The following is a 22,435-nucleotide window of genomic DNA, read 5'->3' as shown; positions in this document are numbered from 1 at the left end:
CCCATGTTTTCTAGAAGCGTGCGACGCCGAATGTGTTGGTCCTGAGGACGCGGTTGTCTGCGTCCCGGCAGATGTCGAGAATGTAGGTCAGAAGCTTGCGGGTATCGCGCGGGTCGATAATGCCGTCGTCCCACAGTCGCGCGCTGCCATAGAGCGCGGTTGAACAAGCGTCCATCTGGCTTGCGGTTGCGGCCTCAAGTTTCTCAAGCTGGGCAACGTCCGCCTCAACGCCCATACGTTTGGCTTTTTCAAGCCCCACGATCTTGAGCACCATGCCTGCTTGCGCACCGCCCATAACGGCGGTTTTCACATTCGGCCACGAGAAGACAAAACGTGGGTCAACCCCGCGCCCGCACATGGCATAGTTGCCAGCACCATAACTGCCACCGATATGGATGGAGATACGTGGCACCCGCGCGTTGGTGACGGCCTGAATAAGCTTGGAGCCGTGCTTGACCACGCCGCCCGCTTCCGCGTCTTTACCCACCATAAAACCGGTGGTGTTGTGGAGGAACAGGATCGGCACACCCGCTTGGTCGCAAAGCTGCACAAAATGCGCGGCTTTGGTCGCGCCTTTTGGGGTGATCGGGCCGTTGTTTCCGATGATGCCAATGGTTTGCCCTGCTACTGAGGCATGCCCGCACACTGTCTGTAGGTCATAGTCGTTCTTGAAATCAAGGAAGTCCGAAGCGTCTACCAGGCGGGCGATCACCTCCCTCACATCATAGGGGGTTTTGGCATCAGCCGGGACAACGCCGATGAGCTCGTCAGCGGCATGCACTGGCTCATCGTATGCAGACGACGCAGATGTTGGTGCCTGCCATGGCAGCCGGGCCATGATGTCGCGGGCGTAGCGGATACCGTCTGCGTCATCTTCCGCTAAATATTCGGCGGTGCCGGTCACTTCGGCGTGTAGCTCCGCGCCGCCAAGCTCTTCATCATTGGCAATCTCACCTGTTGCAGCCTTCAGGAGCGGTGGGCCTGCTAGAAACACTTTCGAGCGGCCTCGCACCATCACAACATAGTCGGAAAGGCCGGGCTGATAGGCACCGCCCGCGGTTGAGCTACCATGCACAACCGTGATTTGCGGGATACCTGCGGCCGACAGGCGCGCCTGATTGGCGAAGCTGCGTGCACCTTCCACAAACATGTCGGATACATGCTGGAGGTTGGCGCCGCCGCCTTCCATCAGCCCGACGATGGGCAGCTTGTTTTCTAGCGCGATATCCTGAAGGCGGAGGGATTTGTTGAGCCCGGCGGGGGTGACGGTGCCGCCCTTAACCGCGCTGTTTGATACAATCACCATGCAGCGCTTGCCGCTTACATACCCGATGCCCGCAATGGAACCACCGGCGCCGGAGCCATCTTTGTCGTCATACATCAGGTAACCGGAGAGGGCCGAAAGCTCCAGAAACGGCGCGCCTTTATCAAGGAGGAGCGCTAGCCGTTCCTTGGGCAGGAGTTTGCCGCGCTTGTCAAACAAGGGGCGGGCTTTCTCCTGCGCGGCAGACTTGAGCGCTTCAATGGCGTTAATCTCATCAAGCTGTGCCTGCATCGCCAGCGCATTGTTTTTGAAGCTTTCTGAAGCCGTGTCTATCTTGCTTTCAATGACCGGCATGTCAGTCACCCGCCCTCAAGGCTTTTGGCGGGGTGTAGCGATGAAAGCCCTGATAACTTTCGCTGTTTTTCGCGCCTTGTGGCGGGAAGAGGGGGCTAAAGAGGCTACCGCCACCGTCTACGCGGAGGCTCGCGCCGGAGATGAAATTCGCGCCGTCTGACAAAAGGAAAATGATGGCAGAGGCAATCTCGGCCTCTGTCGCGATACGGCCAAGCGGTACCATGTTTTTGAGCTGCGGCAGCATGGCCTGCACGCCGGGGTCGTCATAAGTATCAAACCCTGAAGACGCCACCCAACCCGGCGCAATAGAGTTGGTGCGAATGCCATAGCGGCCCCACTCAACGGCTGCCGTTTTGGTGAAATTGTCACAGGCTGCTCGCGCGGCGCCCGAATGCCCCATGGTGGGCATGCCGCCCCAGAAATCAGCGGTGATGTTGACAATGGCGCCACCTGTTTTGCTCATGGACTGTGTGACGAGCTCACGTGAGACATTAAACGCTCCCACAACATTGGTGCGCAGTACCGCTTCAAAACCCCTGGTGGAAATCGCCTCAAGGGGAGAAGGATATTGGCCGCCTGCGTTGTTGACGAGGCCGGTAATGGGGGCGCCGTCTTTCATAAGGTCCGCGATCGCCGCCTTTACGGCGTCTTCGTCACGAATATCAAATGCTTTATACGTACAGGTGCCGCCGTCCGCCGTGATCTCTCCAGCAACCGTTTGCAGCTTGTCTTCATTGCGACCTGTGATGATCACATCAGCACCAAGGTGCGCAAGCTCGTGTGCACTACAGCGGCCAATACCACTTCCGCCACCGGTCACGATGATACGTTTGCCTTCAAAAAGCCCCGGCCGGAAAACGGAGTTATAGCCCTGTGTGCCGTCCTGCATGGTCGGTCCACTCCCTTGTGCGTGTTCAATGTTTTAATTCTTCCCATTAATATAAAAACAAGCAAGCGCTTGGTTGTCAATCAAAAGCGTTTGGTTTAAGCTCAAGGGATGGATGACCTTGTGAAAAGCAGTGCCAAAAGCATGGAAGTAATCAGTCCGGCCAAAGCCCGGATTGTGGCTAAGGCTATTGATTTATTTTATGAAAAGGGCTTTGAGCGGACGACCGTGCGCGATATCGCTGCGGCAACGGGCATCCTGTCGGGCAGTCTCTTTCACCACTTTGCCAATAAGCAGGAAATTCTTTTTACCGCGATGGCGATGACGACTCGTGACATGGGCGTGCGGGCAGAGAAGGCCGTTGCGGGCATCTCGGACCCTGTGGCCCAGCTTAAAGCGCTAGTGCTTTGTGAGCTGTATTCCATCCACCGGGAAGATGGACAGGCGGCCTATGTGCTGGTGGACGAATGGCGCAGCCTTGATGAAGTATCACGCGAGAAGGTTTTGGCGCTGAGGGACGGGTCCTATGAGAAATGCTGGGATGCAGCGCTTGAGGGCTGTGACGCGCTGGGGCTGCTCAAATCTCCGCCGAAAGTCGCGCGGCAGCTTATCCGCGGTGCCCTTGCCTGGACGAGAAACTGGTACCGCGCCGATGGTGACATGACCCTCGATATGCTGGCAGATGAGGTGTGCAACAGCTTCCTGCACACGCTTTCTGAATAATCTCAGGTGTAAAGCCGGACGATTTTGTCTTCCGCTAAACCCTCGCTTCTAAGCGCATCCGCAATCGCCCGCTCGGACGCGTAGGATGAGATAATCACATGCTCGCCCTTATAGGCTTTTAAAAACTGTTCTTTGCTCAGGATGCTGAAGGGGCCCTGTTTCTTGCCGGTCTTCAGGGGGCTACTGTCCACCAATGCTTTGATGTCCACCGTCGAGAGGATCGAGGTCTCGCTAAACAGCTGAGCGGTGTGGACGCCTGCGGCCCATATGTAGGCTTCCTTCACGTGGGCAAATCGCTCGTTCACCTGGGTCCAATGCTGGCTATCGATCTGGATATGTTTTGCCAGCATGTCACGGTTCACAGGGAAGGCGTTAAAGTAAGGTGTGTTTCCTTCACCGGCGCGTTGAGAGGGGCGAGCGGCCACTGTGATGGTCGGGTATTTAGGGTTGAGGTCGTCGATAACGATCTGCAGCACCTCAAACCCGGTTTCTTCCAGTAGCCGCGTGAGCACAGCCTCCGAGAAATAGGAAAGATGTTCTAGCGCGAGCCATCCTATGCACAACCGAGAGGGTTGCCGGGCGCATGGCACCTCGAGAATGAATACGCCGCCATCCGCCACCTGATCGCGTGCCAACTCAAGCAGCGCACGGGGTTCTGGCACATGTTCAAGCACATGGCTAAGGGTAACCACGTCATATCTGACGGACCCGTTCAGGCACTCATGTGCGAAGCCGATATCGATTTTGCTTTTGAGAAGGTTCTGCGCCTGCGTGCCTGCATCGTGCGAAGGTTCGCACCCCTGCACAGTCCAGCCGTCTTTCTGGAAATAATAAAGATGCATGCCGGAGCCGCAGCCGATCTCATACACGGTGCCTTTTTCAGGCCTGAAATGATTGGCGAGATCGATAAGGCGCTGAGAAGTTGGTGTTTCCGGCGTTTCGGGCGGTACCCAGTTTGGATCAGGCTTCAGATAGTTGGAGAACTCCGTATAAAAAGCCTCAATCGTCTCAAGCGCCGGCAATGGGTTCTGGCATATGTGACCACAATCCCGGCAGGCCCCGAATTGTACCGGCACATCACCAATGCCGGTGATCACCCAGTTGGAGGACTTCATGGCCTCAAAATCTGTACTGCCACATATCATGCAGGTATCAAATTCTGCCATCTGTCGTCCCTTTCCCCACTGTTGCCTGCCTGAGAGCAAACAGCATTTCACCCCGGCATACAAGGTTGAACTTGGTAGGCGGGCTACTTGTAAATGGATGCGGCGGCGACGCTAAGGCCGATTGCAAACAATGCCAGTATGGCAATTTTCCGGTGTGTGGCAGTGCCGTGTTTCTCAAAGAGCGTTGCGCCCACTTTGTCGCCTATCAGCATGGCGGGGTAAGCGACCAGCGCGAGGGATAGTTCCCTGACCCCCATAATGCCTTCAAACGAATAGGTGCAGGTGGCAAGCGCGGCCGACAGCAGGAAAAAGCCCATCAGAAACGCGCGGCTTGTGCGCGCTTCACTATAAACCGCCATGGCATAGATGATGACGGGCGGACCGGGGATGGCAAGGGCGCCGTTCATAAGCCCGGACGATAGCCCTGCGGTGAGGCCATATATGCCTCCTTCCCGGTGTGGTGCGGGTTTGAAACGCATCAGGAGGATGCAGGCCAGCATAACCGTAAGCCCGATCAGCAGGCGGAAAACATCAGCACTGAAAAGCAGCAACAGGTAGGTGCCGCCAAGCGTGCCAATGGCAGAGAGAACAAGCATGCCGCCCATGGTGCGAAGCGGCACATCCGACCAGTAGGACGGCAACGTCTGGAGTGAGATGGCAAGCGTGAGCAGCACAATCACACTCGCGGCTGTCGTTGGGCTTAAAAACAGGCTGAGCACAGGCAAGGCCGCGAGCGCGAACCCAAAGCCGGTGAAAGCCCGCAGAATGGCGGCGAGCATAATGGCCCCAGCCATGCCAGCAAGTGCCCAGGTGCTGATATCAGCGAAGATGTCGGTCATATGTCCTTACGCAGCTTTTTGACCAAGACGAACGAGCCTGCCGGGGCGCGCGGCGGTAAGCTTGTCATTCTCAACAACCACTTCACCGCCCACAATGGTGGCGATATAGCCCGTGGCTTCCTGCAGCAGTCGTTGCCCGCCCGCAGGCAGGTCTTGTACCATATGCGGTGCATGCAGGCGCAAGCTCTTATGGTCTATCACATTGATGTTGGCCTTGAGCCCAACTTGCAGACGGCCACGGTCTTTAAAGCCGATATAGTCGGCAAGGTCTGCGGTCAGCATTTGAATGGCGCGTTTGAGCTCTATTTTTGCACCCTTCGCCCGGTCTCGTGTCCAGTGCGCGATCAGGTAGGTTGGGAAACTGGCGTCACATACCGTGCCCACGTGCGCCCCGCCATCTGAAAGCCCCATGATCGCCTGCGGGTGGCTCATCATGGTGTGCACGGCCTCATAATTGAGGTCCGTATAATTATAGATCGGGAAATAGAGGAACTCGCGCCCGTCTTTCTCCAAGAGGATATCATAGATCTTCTCAAGAGGCGGTACGCCTGCAGCCTCTGCCATCTTGTAAACCGAATGTTCGACACCCTGTTCATAATCAGGATTTTCGCCCAGCTTGAACATCTTGCAGGAGATGAAAACAATCTGCTGCAACAGAACGTCAGCGAGGGGCGGGATCGCCGTGCCGTCGCCTGCGACCTTCTCGGACGTTTCAGATAACAACTGCGCTTTGAACGCAGGGTCCCGCATGATGGTCACGCGCTCGTCAAGCGGCAGATGGCTGATCTTCTTGTAGCTCGGGAAGCCGATAAATGGATGGAAGGTGCATTGAAGGCCAAGCACCACACCGATGCCGCGCGGCGCTACTTGCAGCCGCATGGGGATGCCTTTGGCTTCGGCGGCCTCGGCGCGAGCCATGATGTCCTTCCACTGTTTTGGCGCAAAATCCCGCTGCATGAGGGAGAGGGAAAATGGCCGCCCGCCTGCAGCCCCCGCGAATGCTTCCAGAAGGCCAAACTCCCGGTCGAAGGCAGTTGGGTCGCCACGCTCAAGGTCAAAGTCATTCACGGCCTGCAAAACACCGTGCTCAAGGCCCTTAAAGGCTTCCGCGATGCCAACCAGTTCTTCTTTGGTTGCCTCCGACGCGGGTGTCCATTCCCCGTCTGCGGTGCGGTGAACGTCTGAGCGGCCCGTTGAAAAACCAACGGCGCCGGCCTCAAGGGCTGCACGGGTCAGCTCACGCATTTTAGCGATGTCATCTGCCGTTGCAGGCTCGCCTGAGACAGCACGCTCCCCCATCACGTAAACGCGCAAGGGGTCGTGCACTACTTGCGCTGCAAAGTCGATCGCATGCGGGAAGTCAATGGCGTCCATATAGTCGCTGAAACTTTCCCAGTTCCAGGTCAGGCCTTCGGCTAGGGCCGTGCCGGGGATGTCCTCAACGCCTTCCATCAGCCGCACAAGGCGGGTGTGATCTTTCTCATGCACCGGTGCAAAACCAACGCCGCAGCTACCCATCACCGCCGTGGTCACGCCGTGGTTGACACTTGGGCGCAGTTCCGCGTCCCACGAGACCTGCCCGTCATAGTGGGTATGAAGGTCAATAAAACCGGGTGTGACGATAGCGCCCGCTGCATCAATCGTGCGTTTGGCTTCGCCATCAATGGCGCCGATGGCTGCTATGATGCCGTCCTTGATGGCAACATCGGCGCTGAAGCCGTCGGTGCCGGTGCCGTCATATACGGTGCCACCTTTGATGATCAGGTCATAAGCCATGAGTAGTCTCCTGAGTAACGGGGGATGAAATGCGGCGTGCGAGCCGGTAAAATGCAAGCACGGTAAAGCCACCAATAAAGTGCCATATGCCCCATGTGGCGAGGATAAGCGCGCCGGAACCGAGGCCGCCAAACTGGCTCAACATAATGAGGAGCCCGAGGCCTGAGTTCTGGATGCCGATCTCGAAAACAAGGGCGCGGCGGGTTTTTGTACCAAGCTTGGCGGTAAAGCCCACGGCTGCGCCAAGCGCAAAAGCAAGCGCGTTGTGCGCCACCACATAGGGCATAATCACAGTGCCAAAATCGCGCAGCAGGGACATATTGCTCGCGAGGCCTACCACCACAATCACCGCAATGATCAACACAGCAATGGGCAGGAAAATGCGTTGCAGTTTTGCGGCCCATATGGGGCGTGCGTGCGCGAGATAGATGCCGAGCGCAAGCGGGATAAGAAGCGTGATGCTGGTGTTGATAATAAAGGCGGCGCGGTCCAGCTCAATGGTGTTTACCAGCTCCCGCGTGGGCGCATAAAGCCCGGTCCAGAACAGCACGGCAAACGGTAGAAACGCCGCTGAGAAGATGCTTGAGCATGTGGTGAGGGTAACCGAATAGGCTGTGTCGCCGCCGCTCAACCGTGTGAAGAGGTTCGATACATTGCCACCGGGGCAGCACGCCACAATCAGCATGCCAAGGGCGATACCTGCGATGGGTTTGAAAATCACCAACACGAGAAGGGTGACAAGGGGAAGCCCTAAGACTTGGGTTAGAAACCCAACAGCAACCCGGCGCGGGTGGTTGCGCAGGAAAGAGAAGTCATCTGCTTTCAGGCCCAGCGCTACCGAAAACATCGTAAACGCAAGCGCGATTGCAAGCCCAAGCTGCGTGCCCGGCTCCAGCGTGATCACCGCGTCGTTGATCTGGTTGAGAGTGCTAATCTCAAACTCCTTCCCGTCTCACCTCTCCCCTGAGGTTAGATAAATCTACTTGACGATGAGCGTGTTTGAAATGACAGTCGGCGTCTAAAAATTGATATTTTACGCCAAATGTGGACGTCGATGCCCGAAACCGTGCTTCTTCGATATGTTTCCATCCTCGCTCAAACCCTTGAGCGGGAATATGGCATCGTGGCGGAGAAATTATATCAAACTGCCGGGATTTCCCTGAACGAGGGGCCAGATCGCATCCCTGAAAAAGAGGCGGAGGCCTTGTGGGTGGCGGCTGACCGGTTCGCCACTGACGGGCTCATCGGGCTCCATGTGGGCAAAAGCGTTCGCTACGGTACCTACGCCAGCCTCGGGCATCTGTTGGTGACAAGTGACACGGTGGGGGACGCCTTAAGGGCCGCTTGCGATTATGCACTTTATGTGGGGGCGGCGGGCCGGTTTGAGCTTATTGAGGCTGGGAATGAAGCCAGGCTGGTTTATTCCCCGATCCGACCAAACTGGCGGGCGGGTGAGGTGCGGTCTGAGGCGGTGTTGCTGCCGTTTGCGCGGTTTGCCCGCTGGGCGTCGCCCGGCGTGGCGCCAGTGCGCGTCTATCTGATGCGCAGAAAGCCCATAAATGCAGCGGCATTTGAAGCGGCGTTTGGCGCTCCCGTTGTCTTTGGCGCAGATGCTCATGCCATGACATGGCCTCGGGATGCGCTCATGCGCCCGATGAACGACGCCAACCCCGCGCTCCATGCCATGCTCAAGGAACATGTGCAGGCTGAAATGCCAGCGCGCGCGGGCATCACCTCGCGGCTTGAGCATTATTTCAAAGAGAGGTTGGGAGAAGGTGGCCACCCCACCGGGCTGACGGTGGGGGATGCAGCGGATAGGCTGAATATGTCCGTGCGGTCGCTTCAGCGTGAGCTGGAACAGGCTGGTGAAAGTTTTCGCGGGCAACTCGCGAAAGCGCGGGAAGGGGAAGCGAAGCGGCTCCTCACGCAAAAGAATGTCAGCGTACAGGTGGTGTCTGCCCTGCTTGGCTACTCAGAACCAGCCGCTTTTATCCGGGCTTTTGGCCGCTGGACCGGCATTTCCCCCGCTGAATACAGGCGCAGGCATGGCCGGTAATGCTGATGAGGTGTAGCATTCTTGGCAGCAGGCGGCTTATGATCTATCCAACGCGTAAAGGTTTTGAAAAGAGAGGGTGACAAGGTGGCGCTGAAACAAATGCTGAAAGCCGCGATGGTGTGTGCGGCGATGGTGTCATTCGAAGGATACAAGATGATGAGCGAAGCCGAGGATGCAAAAGCGGTCGATAGCATTGTTCACGGCCGTTATGTAGTGACGATGGACGGTGTGCGCGACGTGATAGAGCATGGCGCGGTCGCGATTGACGATGGCGCAATTGTGGCTGTGGGCACAGCAGATGACATAACCGCAGCCTATAAGACAGACAAGGTTATCTCTGGCGACAATCGGGTGCTGATGCCTGGTTTCGTAAACGGCCACACCCACTCGGCTATGGTGCTTTTCCGCGGCATGGCAGATGACCTGGCGCTGATGACATGGCTGCAGGAATATATCTTCCCGATGGAAGGCCGCTATGTGGACCCGGCTTTCATTGAGGTGGGGTCAGAGCTCGCCTGCTGGGAAATGATACAGGGTGGCACCACGAGCTTTGTGGATATGTATTTTTACCCGGAGGTGATTGCAGGCGTGGTTGACCGCTGCGGCTTGCGCGCTGTGATTTCAGCCCCGATGATTGATTTCCCGAGCCCCGGCTTCAAAGGCTGGGATGACAGCTTCAAAGCCGGTGTTGAATTTGTGGAGGCATGGAAAGGCAAACACAGCCGGATCACCCCGGCCCTCGCACCGCATGCGCCTTATACGGTTTCAAAAGAACATCTGGCTCAGGTAACAGCCAAAGCCAAAGAGCTTGATGTGCCCATTTCTATTCACATCGCAGAAGACAAGGCTGAACTTAAAACGGTTGGCGATAAATACGGCATCACCTCCATAGAGCTGATGCAGGAAGTGGGGATGACAGATGTTACCACCGTTGCAGCCCATGTGGTTTGGCCGACGGAAAGTGACATGAAAACGCTGGCGGCTTCCAAAGTTGGCGCGATCCATAACCCAACCTCTAACCTCAAAACCGCGGCAGGCATTGCGCCTATCCCCGCCATGCTGGAGGCCGGTGTTAAGGTGGGCCTCGGGACAGATGGTGCCGCGTCGAACAACGACCTTGATATGTGGGAAGAACTACGCCTTGCAGCCCTTTTGCATAAGGGAAATGGTGGTGATCCAACCGTGGTGCCAGCCCGCGCTGCACTTAAAATGGCGACAGTTGGCGGCGCGGAAGCTGTGGGCTTGGGTAGCGTGACCGGCAGCCTTGAGGCAGGTAAACGCGCGGATATGATCCAGGTATCACTGGATAGCCTGCGCCTTAGCCCCTTGTATGATGTGATGTCGCAACTCGTGTATGCTGCAGGTGCACGGGATGTGGTGACCAGCATTGTTGACGGCAAGGTGCTTATGGCTGACGGCAAGGTGCTGACGGTGGATGAAGCAGCACTGCGTGAAAAAGTGCAGGCAGTTGCAGACAAGATCCGCGCTGACCTCGCGAACAAGAAATAAAAATACGGATGGGCGAAGATCGCTCGTTTATACCTACAGATGAGCATAATTGACACCCGGATCACGGGTGCGGGAGGGGCTTGAAGTGGCAGATGCAGAAGCGCAGACTATAGGCGCTATGGATACGCTTATCGCAAAATATGTGGACGCGCAGGGCGGCTTGATGAGGGCTCTTGCTGCCTTGCAGCAGGCGTATGGCTATATCGACGCCGCTGCACTGCCGAAGCTTGCGAGTGCCTTCAATCTCACCAAAGCCGAAGTGAAGGGTGTTATCAGTTTTTATGATGATTTCACCCGTGCCCCAAAGGGAGAGCATGTCATCCGCATCTGTCAGGCCGAAGCCTGTCAGGCCGTTGGCGCGCGCGGGCTGACGCGGCACGCATGCGAGAAGCTCGGTGTTTCGCTGGGTGGTACCAGCAGCGATGGCCTGTTTACCATCGAGGCAGTCTATTGCCTTGGGCTCTGCGCCTCCGGGCCTGCTGTGATGATTGATGGCAAGCTGAAAGGCAGGGTAGATGCTGACAGCTTTGACCGCATGGTGACGGAGGCAAGCGAATGAGCAAGGTATATATTCCGCTTGATAGTGCCGCTGTTGCCGTCGGGGCAGATGATGTTGCCGCGCGGGTGGCAAACCTAAAAGGTGTTGAGCTGGTGCGCACCGGCAGCCGGGGCATGCACTGGCTTGAACCCCTCGTTGAGGTTGAAACGCCGAAAGGGCGGGTGGGTTACGGCCCGGTCACACCCGATGACGTTGACAGCCTGATGGTCGCAAACTTCATGGATGGGGGCGAGCATCCGCTGTCGCTCGGCCTGGTGGACGATATCCCGTTCTACAAGGATCAAGAGCGGTTGATTTTCGCCCGCTGCGGTATCACAGACCCGCTCAGCCTCAAGGACTATAAAGCGCATGGCGGGCTCTCGGGCCTCAGGAAAGCGCTTGAGAAAAGCCCGCATGATATTGCGGAAGAGGTGATGAGTTCTGGCCTCAGGGGCCGTGGCGGCGCTGCATTCCCCGCAGGCATCAAATGGAAAACCGTGCTGGGCGCACCGGCCACAAAAAAATATATTGTCTGCAACGCGGATGAGGGGGACAGCGGCACCTTCGCGGACCGTATGATCATGGAAGGTGACCCCTTCCTCCTGATCGAGGGCATGATTATCGCGGGGCTTGGTACGGGCGCCGACAAGGGTTTTGTTTACCTGCGCTCGGAATACCCCATCGCCAAGCAAGTTTTCACTAAGGCGCTTGAGGTTGCTTACGCCGAAGGGATTTTGGGGGATGATATTCTCGGTAGCGGTAAGGCGTTTGACCTTGAGCTTTTTATGGGGGCGGGCGCCTATATCTGCGGTGAAGAGACCTCGCTCCTTGATAGCCTTGAAGGCAAACGCGGGCAGGTGCGAGCCAAGCCACCCTTGCCAGCGCTTGAAGGGCTGAACGGTAAACCAACCCTTGTGCACAATGTTATCTCGCTGTGTTCCGTACCCACGATCCTTTCGGAAGGCAGTGCGTTTTATAAAGATTTTGGCATGGGCCGTTCCACCGGCACCATGCCGTTCCAGCTTGCAGGTAACATCAAACACGGCGGCCTTGTTGAGAAAGCCTTTGGTGTTTCCCTTAAAGAACTGGTGGAAGGTTTTGGCGGCGGCACACGCTCGGGCAAGCCCCTCAAGGCCGCACAAGTGGGCGGGCCGCTTGGTGCTTATATCCCGCAGGCCATGATGGATATGCCGATGGACTATGAAAGCTTCGCGAAAATTGGCGCTGGGGTGGGCCATGGTGGTATAGTGGTGTTTGACGAAAGCGCCGATATGGCGGCGCAGGCACGTTATGCGTTTGAGTTTTGCGCGCATGAAAGCTGCGGCAAATGCACGCCGTGCCGCATTGGCGCTGTGCGCGGGGTTGAGGTGATGGACAAGATCATTGCTGACGACAGCGGGGCGAAAAACATCACCCTGATGGAAGACCTTCTTGAGGTGATGGAAGACGGCTCCCTGTGCGCCATGGGCGGCATGACACCCGTGCCGGTGAAAAGTATTTTGCGCTGGTTCCCTGATGAGCTTGGCGCGTCACATGAGAAAGGAGGCAACTAAGATGGCTCTCCTCAAAGAAACAGATTTTGGTACACCAAAGGTCAAGGCGGCTGAGCAGGTCACGCTGGAGATTGATGGCCACACGGTTACGGTGCCGAAAGGCACCAGCATTATGCGTGCGGCCAAGGAAGCCGGTATCGGCATCCCCAAACTTTGTGCGACAGACATGGTGGATGCTTTTGGCTCTTGCCGCATGTGCCTTGTGGAAATTGATGGCCGCAAGGGCACGCCGTCTTCCTGCACCGCACTTGCGGAAGAGGGGCTGGTGGTTAAAACGCAGACAGACCGGCTCGCCAAATTGCGCCGCGGGGTGATGGAGCTTTATATCTCAGACCACCCGCTTGATTGCCTCACATGCCCCACAAATGGGGACTGTGAGCTGCAAGACATGGCAGGCGCTGTGGGCCTTCGGGACGTGCGCTACGGTTATGCGGGTGAAAATCATCTGGACCTCAAGAAGGATGAAAGCACCCCCTATTTCACCTACGACCCCAGCAAATGCATTGTGTGTTCCCGCTGCGTGCGGGCGTGTGACGAGGTGCAGGGCACACTTGCGCTCACCATTGAAGGGCGGGGGTTTGGCTCCCGCGTCGCAACCGGCGCGGACGATTTTTTCTCAAGCGAATGCGTGTCTTGTGGTGCCTGTGTGCAGGCATGCCCCACGGCAACACTCGCGGAAACAGACCTCATTGAACACGGTGTGCCGGACCGCACGGTGCTGACCACTTGCGCGTACTGTGGTGTTGGTTGCAGCTTCAAGGCGGAGCTGAAGGGCGATCAGGTTGTGCGCATGATCCCTTATAAGGACGGCAAGGCCAACCACGGCCACTCCTGCGTTAAGGGGCGGTTCGCCTGGGGTTACGCAACCCACAAGGACCGCATGACCAAACCCATGATCCGCGAAGCCATCACTGACGAATGGCGCGAAGTTTCATGGGATGAAGCGCTCACTTTTGCCGCCAAACGCCTGAAGGATACGCAGGCGAAATATGGCCGGAAATCAGTGGGTGGTATTACGTCCAGCCGCTGCACCATTGAAGAAGTGTGGGTGATGCAAAAGCTCATCCGTACCGCTTTTGGCAACAATAATGTGGACACCTGCGCGCGGGTTTGCCATTCGCCCACGGGGTATGGCCTCAAGCAAACTTTTGGCACAAGCGCTGGCACGCAAGACTTTGATTCCGTTGAGGAAGCCGATGTGATCATGATCATTGGCGCGAACCCAACGGATGCGCACCCGGTGTTCGCAAGCCAGATGAAGCGGCGGTTGCGCGCGGGCGCCAAGCTCATCATCCTTGACCCGCGCCAGATCGATCTCGTGAAAACCCCGCACATCAAGGCGGCTCATCACTTGCCGCTGTTGCCGGGCACCAATGTTGCCATGATCAACGCGCTTGCGCATGTGATTGTCTCTGAAGGTCTGGTGGATGAAGAGTTCGTGCGCGAACGCTGCGAGTTGGACGCGTTTGAAGAGTGGAAAAGCTTCATCCTCGACCCGGTGAATGCGCCTGAGAATGTCGCCAAAATCGCTGGCGTTAAGGCGGAGGAGATCATCGCCGCCGCCCGGCTCTATGCCACCGCGCGCAATGGTGCCATCTATTATGGCCTTGGGGTGACAGAACACAGCCAAGGCTCAACCATGGTGATGGGTATGGCAAACCTCGTGATGGCCACAGGCAATATCGGCCGTCGCGGCGTCGGGCTTAATCCGTTACGGGGCCAGAACAATGTGCAGGGTTCCTGCGATATGGGCTCTTTCCCGCATGAATTCTCCGGCTATCGGCACGTGTCTGACGACGCGGTGCGCGAAAGTTTTGAAGCTGCCTGGGGCGTGGGCCTTGATAATGAACCAGGTTTCCGCATCCCCAATATGTTTGATGAAGCAGTGGCCGGGAACTTCAAGGCGATCTATGTGCAAGGCGAGGATATCGCGCAATCAGACCCCAACACCAAACATGTGGAAGCCGCGCTCACCAGCATGGACTGCGTGATCGTGCAGGACCTGTTCCTGAACGAGACCGCGCGTTTTGCCCATGTGTTCCTGCCCGGTACCAGCTTCCTTGAAAAAGACGGCACTTTCATCAATGCGGAGCGCAGGCTTGGCCGTGTGCGCCCGGCGATGAAGTCAAAAACCGGGCTTGATGAATGGCAGGTGACCACCCGACTGTCGGAAGCGCTCGGGTATAAAATGGACTACCGAGGTGCGAGCGAAATCATGGATGAAATCGCTGCGCTCACCCCCACATTCCAGGGTGTTTCATTCCGTAGGCTCGACACGGAAGGCAGTATCCAATGGCCATGTAATGACGCAGCGCCTGACGGCACCCCCATCATGCATGTGGATGGCTTTGTGCGCGGTAAGGGCTTGTTTATCCTCACGGAATATGTGCCGACGGAAGAAAAAACCAACCGCAAGTTCCCGCTTATCCTCACCACCGGGCGTATCCTCAGCCAGTATAATGTGGGGGCGCAAACAAGGCGTACGGACAATAACCGCTGGATGGAAGAAGACGTGCTTGAAATCCATGCCTCAGACGCTGAGGTGCGCGGTATTCGTGATGGTGACTGGGTTGCGATCCGCTCCCGCAAGGGGGAGACAACCCTGCGCGCCAAGGTCTCTGACCGCATGGCACCGGGTGTTGTGTATACCACCTTCCACCACCCGGAAACCGGCGCGAATATTGTAACCACAGAGCTGAGCGACTGGGCCACCAACTGCCCCGAGTATAAGGTGACGGCGGTGGAGATCACCCCCACCAACCACCGGTCTGAATGGCAACAGAAATATGAACTGGAAACACCCAAAATGCGCCGCGTAAAAGCGCATGCTGCAGCTGAATAATATATACGTAAAGTTGTAAAAACTGTGGCATGTGTGGCGTAAGTGTGCGTGAAACTGTGGCGCAAGTGTGCGCGAAAGTGAGGCGGGACTGTGGCGGAAGGTGTGGCGAAAAATAGCGAGCGGGAAGACACTGGTGAGCATGCTCCCGTCTGGCGGGCGGACAATGTGGTTTCCGCCCGGCAGGCGACAGGACCGGTGCGCTGGCATGTGCCCGAAGAAGCGCCGGTCGCGCTGGTCTATAACGGGCTGACCTTCGCTGTGATGCTGGCGAGCCCCGCTGACCTCACCGATTTTGTCATCGGCTTCTCCCTCACCGAAGGCATTGCCGACCGCCCGGATGACATCAGGGGCATCGAGGTGCATGAGCGCAAGCAGGGTATTGATATTCATATCACCCTAACGGAGCAGAAGTTTGAGCGGCTCACCCTTCGGCAAAACCGGCGCAGCCTTGAGGGCCGCACCAGCTGCGGGCTGTGCGGGATCGATAGCGCCGAACGGCTGTTCGAGCCGCTGCCCAAGGTTGCTGACGCCCCTATTGGCCTGAGCGGCCAAACCGTCGCCCGCGCGGTGGCTGAACTGAGTGACAAACAGCCGCTCAAAGCGCTCAACCGGTCCGTCCACGGTGCCGCGTGGGTGAACGATGAAGGAGCAGTGATGCTGGTACGGGAAGATGTGGGCCGCCACAATGCGCTGGACAAGCTTCTCGGCGCTATGGCGCTTGAGGGCGTGAGCCCAAAGGCCGGTTTTGTACTGATGACAAGCCGTGCCTCGTTCGAGATTGTGGAAAAAGCAGCCCGGCGCGGGGTCAGGGCGCTGGTGGCGCTTTCGGCACCCACGGCCTTTGCCATCCGGCGGGCGTCAGAGGCCAACCTCACTCTCGCAAACTATTCCCGCGATACACTCACGCTGTTCTAAACATTCACCGGGTGAGAACTGACCCACTAGCGAAAGCGCTCGATAATTTTCCGTATATTGCCTTGCCGGCGCATGGCCAGCAACTCAAGCCGCAATGCCTCGGCCATACCTGCGTGGGATTTATGCAGATAGTGGTAAAGCGTGCTGGTCTCGAGCACCTGAGGGGACTGGTAAAACCCGTATGGCTCTAAAGTATAATCTCTGACATCTTCAAGGATAATCGCGTCCACGGCGCCGCGCCGCAGCATCATGATAAGGTCGTCCTTACTGGCAGAAGCCACCCGGTTCATGCCTCTTGTGCGCACCTCAATAATCACCACGCCCAGTTCAACACCAATGCGCATGCCCTTCAGGTTTTGCCAGGTGTTCACATGAGGGATGGGTGCCCGTGCATAGGCATAGTGATGGATATCAAACAGGGGCTCATCCACCCGGATCAGGTTTTTGGTAACGCTCTCGATAATCTTCAGCCTGCCGACTTCACCGTCATAGGTGCCGCGCTCATTCTCCGCGAGCGACCGTTTCCACGGTGAATACACAACCTCAATACTGAGCCCCAGCCGGGCGTAGGCTTCCTGAAGAACGGAAAGTGCGATGGTGTGGATTTGCTCACCTTTCGCCATGGTCAGGCGGTACGTTTTCTGCTGATCGGCCGAGAGCGGCTGCGCTCCAAGCCCGATACACAAAAACAGTAAGCACCCCCATGCTAACGGCTTCACGTTCCCCCGTGAATTCACCATTGGCCTAATGCCTCTTCCTCTTAGGCCCGTGCCCCACACTGACGCCTGACTGCCCCATCACGGTCGGCACACCACTGAAGTGTAAACCGTCCTTGACGTGCATGATACACAGCCGCCTTATACCGGACAAGGCCGTCCTAGCGGCCGGGAATCAGCAGCTCATCCAGCGTGCGTCTTTGGGGTGCGTAGGCATTCACAGGCTCAGCGGAAGGGTAGCCGAGCGCAACACCGCATATAAGCTTGTAGCCTTCGGGGATGTCAAAGCGCGTTTTCACCGGCGCCGCCCAGGTGGCGAGGGCAGCTTGGGCACAGGTGCCAAGCCCGCGCGCGTGCGCGGCCAGCGCAAGGCTCTGGATAAAGGCGCCTGTATCAAGCGCTGCATAAGCCCCAAGGTCGGCACTGCAAAATACAAACAGCACCGTGGGCGCGCCAAAAAAGGCGAAGTTCCTGCCCATCTGCTGGTCCCGCGCTGCCCTGTCACCACGCTTGATGCCCAGAAGCTCATAAAGCCCCTTGCCGGTGGCCTTATAGCGGGCGTCCAGTTCCGGCGGATAGCGCATGATGGTGTTGAAATCCCCGTCCGGGCTTGGGATGCCGCCCCGCAGCATTTTGAGGCGCTTCAACAGCCCCGCGCCCCGGAACGCCATGGCACGCTCATAGGTCGCCATCAAATCCCGGCTGATATCTTGCGCGAGGGTGGCGGAGGCGACCGCCACCCTGTAGGGCTGCACATTACCCCATGAAGGCGCGTTGAGCGCCGCGGTGAGGATATCCTCAACCAATGCTTCCGGCACTGGTGCCGCGTCAAAATCACGAATGCTGCGCCGCGCCTTGAGTGCCGCGTCAACACTTATAAGCGTGTCTGCCGGTTTGCTTGCCGTCCCGTCTTGCATGCTCTGCCTCATCTTCTTGGGTCAGAACGCAGGATAGAGCGGCACCCACATTGGGTAAAGCGCCATCCCCATGCATATATGGATGGCGCGCGGGCAGGGGTGCATACTCAGATAAGTACGCTGCCTTCGAATAGCTCCGTGGTCGTAATGCCTTCCAGTGTCAGGGTTGTCTCCCCGAAGCTGATGATCACATCGCTGCCTGCCTGCTGCGTGGCGGCCTGAAGGTCGGCTTCGTTTGTGAAGCCTGCCGCGCTCAGGTCAAGGATATCCTCGTCTGCGTTGAAGTCTGTGATGGTGTCATGGCCGTTCTTGCGGCTGAAGATAAAACGGTCGGTGCCCTCACCGCCGGTTAGCATATCGTCGCCAGCACCACCCCACAGGGTGTCGGCCCCGTCACCCCCATCAGCCACATCATTGCCAGTGCCGTTATAAAGCACATCATCACCCGCGCCGCCTAGCAGCGTGTCGTCACCAGCACCTGCGGCAATAGCATCGTCACCAGAGCTGCCGTCAAAAAGGTCATCCCCTTCATCGTCACCGCCAGCCCATAGTTTATCGTCACCGCCGCCGCCGTATACCCGGTCGTTCCCCGCATTGCCGCGCAGGATATCTGGGCTGCCGCCGCCTGATACATAATCATCTCCCGCGCCGCCATAAAGCGTATCCCAGCCATTGTCACCGCTGATGCTGTCATTGCCCGCGCCTGCGTAGATGCTGTCCTGACCGTCCCCACCGGAGAGCGTGTCGTCACCCGCACCGCCCCCAAGGGCATCGTTGCCGCCCCCACCAAAATATGTGTCGTTGCCTTTGTCACCGCTCCCAGCCCAGAGCTTGTCATTGCCCGCGCCACCATCAAGGAAGTCATCACCCGCACGGCCCGCCAGCCTGTCATTGCCTTGCATGCCGTAGAGTGTGTCATCTGCACCGCTGCCGGTCAGCGTATCCGCCTGGTCTGTACCAATTGCCGTGGTGATGGAAGCATCGTCCGTGAGCCGGAAGGCATCCTGCCCGCCAATCTGGCTGGTGGTGCCCGGGGTAAGCCGCACCACCACACCTTCCATCAGCGCGGCCAGGTTGACCGCATTGTCGCCCACAGCATCATCAAGCACCGCCATGGAGCCACGATGGCTGGCCATCAGCTCCCAGTCGGGCGTGAAATAATAGGTGTTGTCACTGGTGATCTCATCACCCTTCCACACCATATCAAGGCTCAGGAGCGTGCCCGAGTTACCGTTATCAACCATGTCTTCAATGGTGATGGTCCACTGGCCTGAGCTGTCCTCCCCCCAGAAGGCACGAGAGAGAATGCCCCGGTTCTCGAACAAACCACCCGGCGCGTCCCGCCCGGTTGACGGCCAGTTGAAGTCAAGCCCCGGTGTATCAAAGAGGTTGCTCGTAACCCCGCTCGGGCTTGTGATGGTGATCTGGACTTCATAGAAGTTCTCAATCTCGAACACCGGTATCAGCTCAACCACATCCAGTTCAAGCACATCACCGGGGGCGGATAGCGTGAAGGTCAGCGCCTTGCCGTACGAGAAGCTCATGCCGCCCTCGCTCACCTCAAGGGTTTTGACATTGCTGACAAGGTTATGGCTGTGCCGGGTCATGTTCCATGTCTCGGCAAGCCTTACGGCTGCGTGCACATCAATATAGCCAAAGCCATAGTCAGGGGCAAAATGGAAGCCGCCGCCGTTCACGCTTTCGGCCCCGTTCACCTGCCAGGGGTGGTGTTCCTTGGCCTTCAGTTCATCATACCCGGCATCAAGGCTGCTGCCCATATGCCGGGCAGAGACCGCGAGGATCTCCTGCACATCGCGCCAGCCAAGCTCGTGCCCGAAGATATTGTTGCCGGATGCCTCCAGCATCAGGGCGACCGAGCCCGAGACCACGGGCGTTGCGCCTGAGGTGCCGTTGAACTTGTCATAAAGGCCGGTATCAAGCCCGAAGTCGCTGAGGTCTATCCCTCGTGACACAAGCGCGTTGAATATCTGCCCGGCATTCGTGGGGCTGACATCACCACCATCCTTGAAACTTTCACTGAAATCGGTGGTGTAGGCCCAGTCATTGCCATCAAGCGTGCCCAAAAGCCCGGTGATATGAATGCCGGAGCCGAAGTGCCCGCCTGAGGTCACATTATCAATGGCATCCCCCCAAGCCACAGGCATGATCTCAAACGTGCTGAGATACAGGCTGCCTTCTGACGAGGCATCATTCTTGCCACCATTTCCTGCCACCTGCACATTGATGGCCCCAAGCCCGCCTCGATACTCTCTAGCCCAGGTCAGTTCGTCTTCTTCCCAAAGCGGACTGGTATCCTTGGTAACATAGGGGTTTGCGGAGGGGCCTAATGAGCTCTGACGTACGTCAAACTCCTCAAAAGCAAACGAATATTGATGCCTGAACTGCGCACCATGGGCGATCCCTGCAGTACCGATCCCATTATCTGCTTCAGAGGCAACGATGCCTGCTACGCTGTTCCCATGAGTTATAAAATCCCACTTCTCCTCTTCGCTCCACAGTGGGTCCACCACATTGATCAGGTCCGGATGCTCATCCTCAAATCGTTCGGGGGAAGCGATCAACACACCCGCACCGGAATATTCATCCCACACCGGCAACAGGTTGATATGCAGGCTGGGGACCAGCTCCCCGTCGCTTTCGCTCGTGAAACCCGTAATGAAGCTTTGCAGGGGTAATAGCGGATCGTTGAACGGCAGTTGCCAGCCTTTAAAATCACCTACCGGGATTTTAAAGCCGTCATCCAGCAAGTTCACCTCACTGAGCGAAACCCGGCCTGCCTTCGGTGCAACAACGCCATCACTTTGCATACATTACCCCCATGTTACCTCTTCCGGTATTTATCCAGCACGGGAACAAAGGTCAAATGATCGTGTCAATTTTACATATTGAGTGCATGCGGGCAGGGGTGCATGGCGAAGCGCTGCAGGGCACAGAATTCCATTTGCAATGGTATGGGGCTTCTCGGTAAGCTTTTGGCAATATTCCGTTGCCCAAGATTGCTTCTCGCATGACGCCAAAAATCATCACGACCCTCAAGGACTATACCGCCCGGCAGCTTGCCGCTGACACGCTGGCCGGGCTTACCGTTGCCCTTGTTGCCCTGCCGCTCAGCATCGCCATTGCGATCGCGTCCGGTGCGCCACCGGCGGCGGGGCTCATCACCGCGGTTGTTGCGGGCTTCCTGATCTCCGCCCTTGGCGGCAGCCGTGTGCAGATCGGTGGGCCAACAGGCGCCTTCATTGTTGTGGTGTACGGCATTATTCACGACCATGGGTATGACGGCCTGATGGTCGCGACCCTGATGGCGGGCGCCATCCTGCTTGTTGCGGGGCTGTTGCGCGCGGGCCGGTTGATCCGCCACGTGCCGGAGGCTGTGGTTGAGGGCTTTACCATCGGCATCGCCGTTGTCATTGCCGTCAGCCAGATCAGGGACCTTGCGGGCATGAGTGATGCCGCTTTGCCCGCAGAGTTTATTCCCAAAATTCAGGCGCTGTGGGCGGTGCGCGGCACCATTAATGGCGGTGCGCTGGCGCTCGGTGCTGGCACTATAGCCGCTATTCTGGTGTTGCGGCGGCTTGCCCCGAAGGTGCCGTGGCTTGTGCTCGTGGTTGCTGCCGCAAGCCTGATTGCCGCTTATTTTATGCCGTCTGTTGATACGGTTATAGCGCGCTATGGCGCTTTGCCGCAAGCCCTGCCGTGGCCAAGTATGCCGGAGCTTGAGCTGGCCAAAATGCTGGACTTGCTGCCCGCAGCGTTAACTATCGCTTTCCTCGCAGGTATTGAATCGCTGCTGTCTGCCATTGTGGCTGACCGCATGATCGGCGGGGCGCACCGCTCAAACGCGGAACTGCTGGCCCAAGGGGCCGCAAATATCGCATCGCCCCTTTTTGGCGGGCTTCCGGCCACAGGGGCCATCGCACGCACCGCCACCAATGTAAGCGCAGGCGGGCGCACACCGGTTGCCGGAATTGTGCATGCGCTGGCGATCCTTGTTGCCATACTTGTCGCAGCGCCATTGGCGGGTGCGCTGGCATTGCCTGCGCTCGCCGGTCTCCTGATGGTGACAGCATGGACCATGAGTGAACCGCACCGCTGGCGGCACCGCTCGCAAATGCCGAAGGCTGAGCTTGCGATCCTGATCCTCACGGCAGTGCTCACTGCGCTCGCAGACCTCACCCTCGCCATTGCGGTGGGCACCATTCTTGGCCTTGGCCTCCGGCTGGTGCGGGGGGAGATGGAGCCGGTGCGGTGGCATACGCCCTTCCGTTGGGGCGGCGAAAAGCGTAAGAAATGATCTGAGATTCTGTCGATGATCATGAAATATCGTTTATTTTCAGTATATTAAACAAATGAAATTTTT

Annotated in this window: 17 protein-coding genes; 8 read left to right on the top strand and 9 right to left on the bottom strand. The window is 57.6% G+C overall.

From position 1 onward, the window contains the following. Positions 1-10: 10 nt before the first annotated feature. A complete protein-coding gene (locus ACN0XZ_RS11355) occupies positions 11-1,618 on the bottom strand; it encodes an acyl-CoA carboxylase subunit beta (RefSeq protein ID WP_417457879.1) in 1,608 nt (535 codons plus the stop codon). A 1-nt stretch (position 1,619) separates the two neighbouring features. Next, positions 1,620-2,507: an SDR family oxidoreductase gene (locus ACN0XZ_RS11350; protein ID WP_417457878.1), complete on the bottom strand. Its 888-nt coding sequence runs from the start codon at positions 2,505-2,507 to the stop codon at positions 1,620-1,622. Positions 2,508-2,627: 120 nt separating this feature from the next. On the opposite strand from ACN0XZ_RS11350, the gene ACN0XZ_RS11345 reads away from it, so the two are divergent. Beyond that, positions 2,628-3,227 carry a TetR/AcrR family transcriptional regulator gene (locus ACN0XZ_RS11345; protein WP_417457877.1) on the top strand — a complete coding sequence of 200 codons (600 nt, stop codon included), beginning with the start codon at positions 2,628-2,630 and terminating at the stop codon, positions 3,225-3,227. A gap of 2 nt (positions 3,228-3,229) precedes the next feature. Here ACN0XZ_RS11345 and ACN0XZ_RS11340 read toward each other — a convergent pair whose 3' ends face one another. The 4 genes from ACN0XZ_RS11340 to ACN0XZ_RS11325 form a co-directional block, all read right to left on the bottom strand. Continuing rightward, a complete protein-coding gene (locus ACN0XZ_RS11340; protein WP_417457876.1) occupies positions 3,230-4,393 on the bottom strand; it encodes a class I SAM-dependent methyltransferase in 1,164 nt (387 codons plus the stop codon). 83 nt (positions 4,394-4,476) lie between these two features. Then, the gene (locus tag ACN0XZ_RS11335; protein WP_417457875.1) at positions 4,477-5,232 is read right to left on the bottom strand and encodes a TSUP family transporter; all 756 of its coding nucleotides are present in this window, start codon (positions 5,230-5,232) and stop codon (positions 4,477-4,479) included. 6 nt (positions 5,233-5,238) lie between these two features. Further along, positions 5,239-7,008, bottom strand: coding sequence for an N-acyl-D-amino-acid deacylase family protein (locus ACN0XZ_RS11330; protein WP_417457874.1), 1,770 nt, complete (start codon positions 7,006-7,008; stop codon positions 5,239-5,241). Then, entirely contained in the window at positions 6,998-7,912 is a 915-nt protein-coding gene (locus ACN0XZ_RS11325; protein ID WP_417457873.1) for a bile acid:sodium symporter family protein, read from the bottom strand. The genes ACN0XZ_RS11330 and ACN0XZ_RS11325 overlap by 11 nt, the downstream gene beginning before the upstream one ends. 150 nt (positions 7,913-8,062) lie before the next feature. Here ACN0XZ_RS11325 and ACN0XZ_RS11320 point away from each other — a divergent pair, with 150 nt between their 5' ends. The 6 genes from ACN0XZ_RS11320 (at position 8,063) to fdhD (ending at position 16,421) form a co-directional block, all read left to right on the top strand. Next, positions 8,063-9,064, top strand: coding sequence for an AraC family transcriptional regulator ligand-binding domain-containing protein (locus ACN0XZ_RS11320; RefSeq protein WP_417457872.1), 1,002 nt, complete (start codon positions 8,063-8,065; stop codon positions 9,062-9,064). An 84-nt stretch (positions 9,065-9,148) separates the two neighbouring features. Continuing rightward, the gene (locus ACN0XZ_RS11315) at positions 9,149-10,573 is read left to right on the top strand and encodes an amidohydrolase family protein (protein ID WP_417457871.1); all 1,425 of its coding nucleotides are present in this window, start codon (positions 9,149-9,151) and stop codon (positions 10,571-10,573) included. Positions 10,574-10,622: 49 nt separating this feature from the next. Then, positions 10,623-11,132, top strand: coding sequence for an NAD(P)H-dependent oxidoreductase subunit E (locus ACN0XZ_RS11310; RefSeq protein ID WP_417457870.1), 510 nt, complete (start codon positions 10,623-10,625; stop codon positions 11,130-11,132). Further along, positions 11,129-12,664, top strand: a complete 1,536-nt coding sequence (locus ACN0XZ_RS11305) for a formate dehydrogenase beta subunit (protein WP_417457869.1) — start codon at positions 11,129-11,131, stop codon at positions 12,662-12,664. The genes ACN0XZ_RS11310 and ACN0XZ_RS11305 overlap by 4 nt, the downstream gene beginning before the upstream one ends. Position 12,665: 1 nt before the next feature. Then, complete coding sequence (gene fdhF / locus ACN0XZ_RS11300) at positions 12,666-15,506, top strand: formate dehydrogenase subunit alpha (protein ID WP_417457868.1); 2,841 nt, start codon at positions 12,666-12,668, stop codon at positions 15,504-15,506. A 102-nt stretch (positions 15,507-15,608) separates the two neighbouring features. Continuing rightward, a complete protein-coding gene (gene fdhD, locus ACN0XZ_RS11295; protein ID WP_417457867.1) occupies positions 15,609-16,421 on the top strand; it encodes a formate dehydrogenase accessory sulfurtransferase FdhD in 813 nt (270 codons plus the stop codon). Between the two features lie 26 nt (positions 16,422-16,447). On the opposite strand, the gene ACN0XZ_RS11290 is transcribed toward fdhD, so the two are convergent. From ACN0XZ_RS11290 to ACN0XZ_RS11280, 3 genes are all read right to left on the bottom strand, one after another. Continuing rightward, the gene (locus tag ACN0XZ_RS11290) at positions 16,448-17,161 is read right to left on the bottom strand and encodes a substrate-binding periplasmic protein (protein WP_417457866.1); all 714 of its coding nucleotides are present in this window, start codon (positions 17,159-17,161) and stop codon (positions 16,448-16,450) included. A 137-nt stretch (positions 17,162-17,298) separates the two neighbouring features. Beyond that, on the bottom strand, positions 17,299-18,054 hold the full coding sequence (locus ACN0XZ_RS11285; protein ID WP_417457865.1) for a nitroreductase: 756 nt from the start codon (positions 18,052-18,054) through the stop codon (positions 17,299-17,301). A gap of 107 nt (positions 18,055-18,161) precedes the next feature. Next, positions 18,162-20,882 (bottom strand): S8 family serine peptidase, encoded by a 2,721-nt coding sequence (locus ACN0XZ_RS11280; RefSeq protein WP_417457864.1) that lies wholly within the window; start codon positions 20,880-20,882, stop codon positions 18,162-18,164. A 200-nt stretch (positions 20,883-21,082) separates the two neighbouring features. Between ACN0XZ_RS11280 and ACN0XZ_RS11275 the strand changes: the two genes are divergently transcribed. Continuing rightward, the gene (locus ACN0XZ_RS11275) at positions 21,083-22,369 is read left to right on the top strand and encodes a SulP family inorganic anion transporter (RefSeq protein WP_417457863.1); all 1,287 of its coding nucleotides are present in this window, start codon (positions 21,083-21,085) and stop codon (positions 22,367-22,369) included. The last annotated feature ends 66 nt before the right edge of the window (positions 22,370-22,435 follow it).

It is taken from the genome of Kordiimonas sp. (genome assembly GCF_048264555.1).
Lineage (GTDB): Bacteria > Pseudomonadota > Alphaproteobacteria > Sphingomonadales > Kordiimonadaceae > Kordiimonas.
This window is presented reverse-complemented; position numbering and strand designations above follow the sequence as displayed.

Excerpts from the sequence above, each read along its gene's own strand:
- ACN0XZ_RS11355 (WP_417457879.1), bottom strand. The coding sequence starts at position 1,618 with ATGCCGGTCATTGAAAGCAAGATAGACACGGCTTCAGAAAGCTTCAAA.
- ACN0XZ_RS11350 (WP_417457878.1), bottom strand. The coding sequence starts at position 2,507 with ATGCAGGACGGCACACAGGGCTATAACTCCGTTTTCCGGCCGGGGCTT.
- ACN0XZ_RS11340 (WP_417457876.1), bottom strand. The coding sequence starts at position 4,393 with ATGGCAGAATTTGATACCTGCATGATATGTGGCAGTACAGATTTTGAG.
- ACN0XZ_RS11335 (WP_417457875.1), bottom strand. The coding sequence starts at position 5,232 with ATGACCGACATCTTCGCTGATATCAGCACCTGGGCACTTGCTGGCATG.
- ACN0XZ_RS11330 (WP_417457874.1), bottom strand. The coding sequence starts at position 7,008 with ATGGCTTATGACCTGATCATCAAAGGTGGCACCGTATATGACGGCACC.
- ACN0XZ_RS11320 (WP_417457872.1), top strand. The coding sequence starts at position 8,063 with ATGCCCGAAACCGTGCTTCTTCGATATGTTTCCATCCTCGCTCAAACC.
- ACN0XZ_RS11305 (WP_417457869.1), top strand. The coding sequence starts at position 11,129 with ATGAGCAAGGTATATATTCCGCTTGATAGTGCCGCTGTTGCCGTCGGG.
- fdhF (WP_417457868.1), top strand. The coding sequence starts at position 12,666 with ATGGCTCTCCTCAAAGAAACAGATTTTGGTACACCAAAGGTCAAGGCG.
- ACN0XZ_RS11290 (WP_417457866.1), bottom strand. The coding sequence starts at position 17,161 with ATGGTGAATTCACGGGGGAACGTGAAGCCGTTAGCATGGGGGTGCTTA.
- ACN0XZ_RS11285 (WP_417457865.1), bottom strand. The coding sequence starts at position 18,054 with ATGCAAGACGGGACGGCAAGCAAACCGGCAGACACGCTTATAAGTGTT.
- ACN0XZ_RS11280 (WP_417457864.1), bottom strand. The coding sequence starts at position 20,882 with ATGCAAAGTGATGGCGTTGTTGCACCGAAGGCAGGCCGGGTTTCGCTC.
- ACN0XZ_RS11275 (WP_417457863.1), top strand. The coding sequence starts at position 21,083 with ATGACGCCAAAAATCATCACGACCCTCAAGGACTATACCGCCCGGCAG.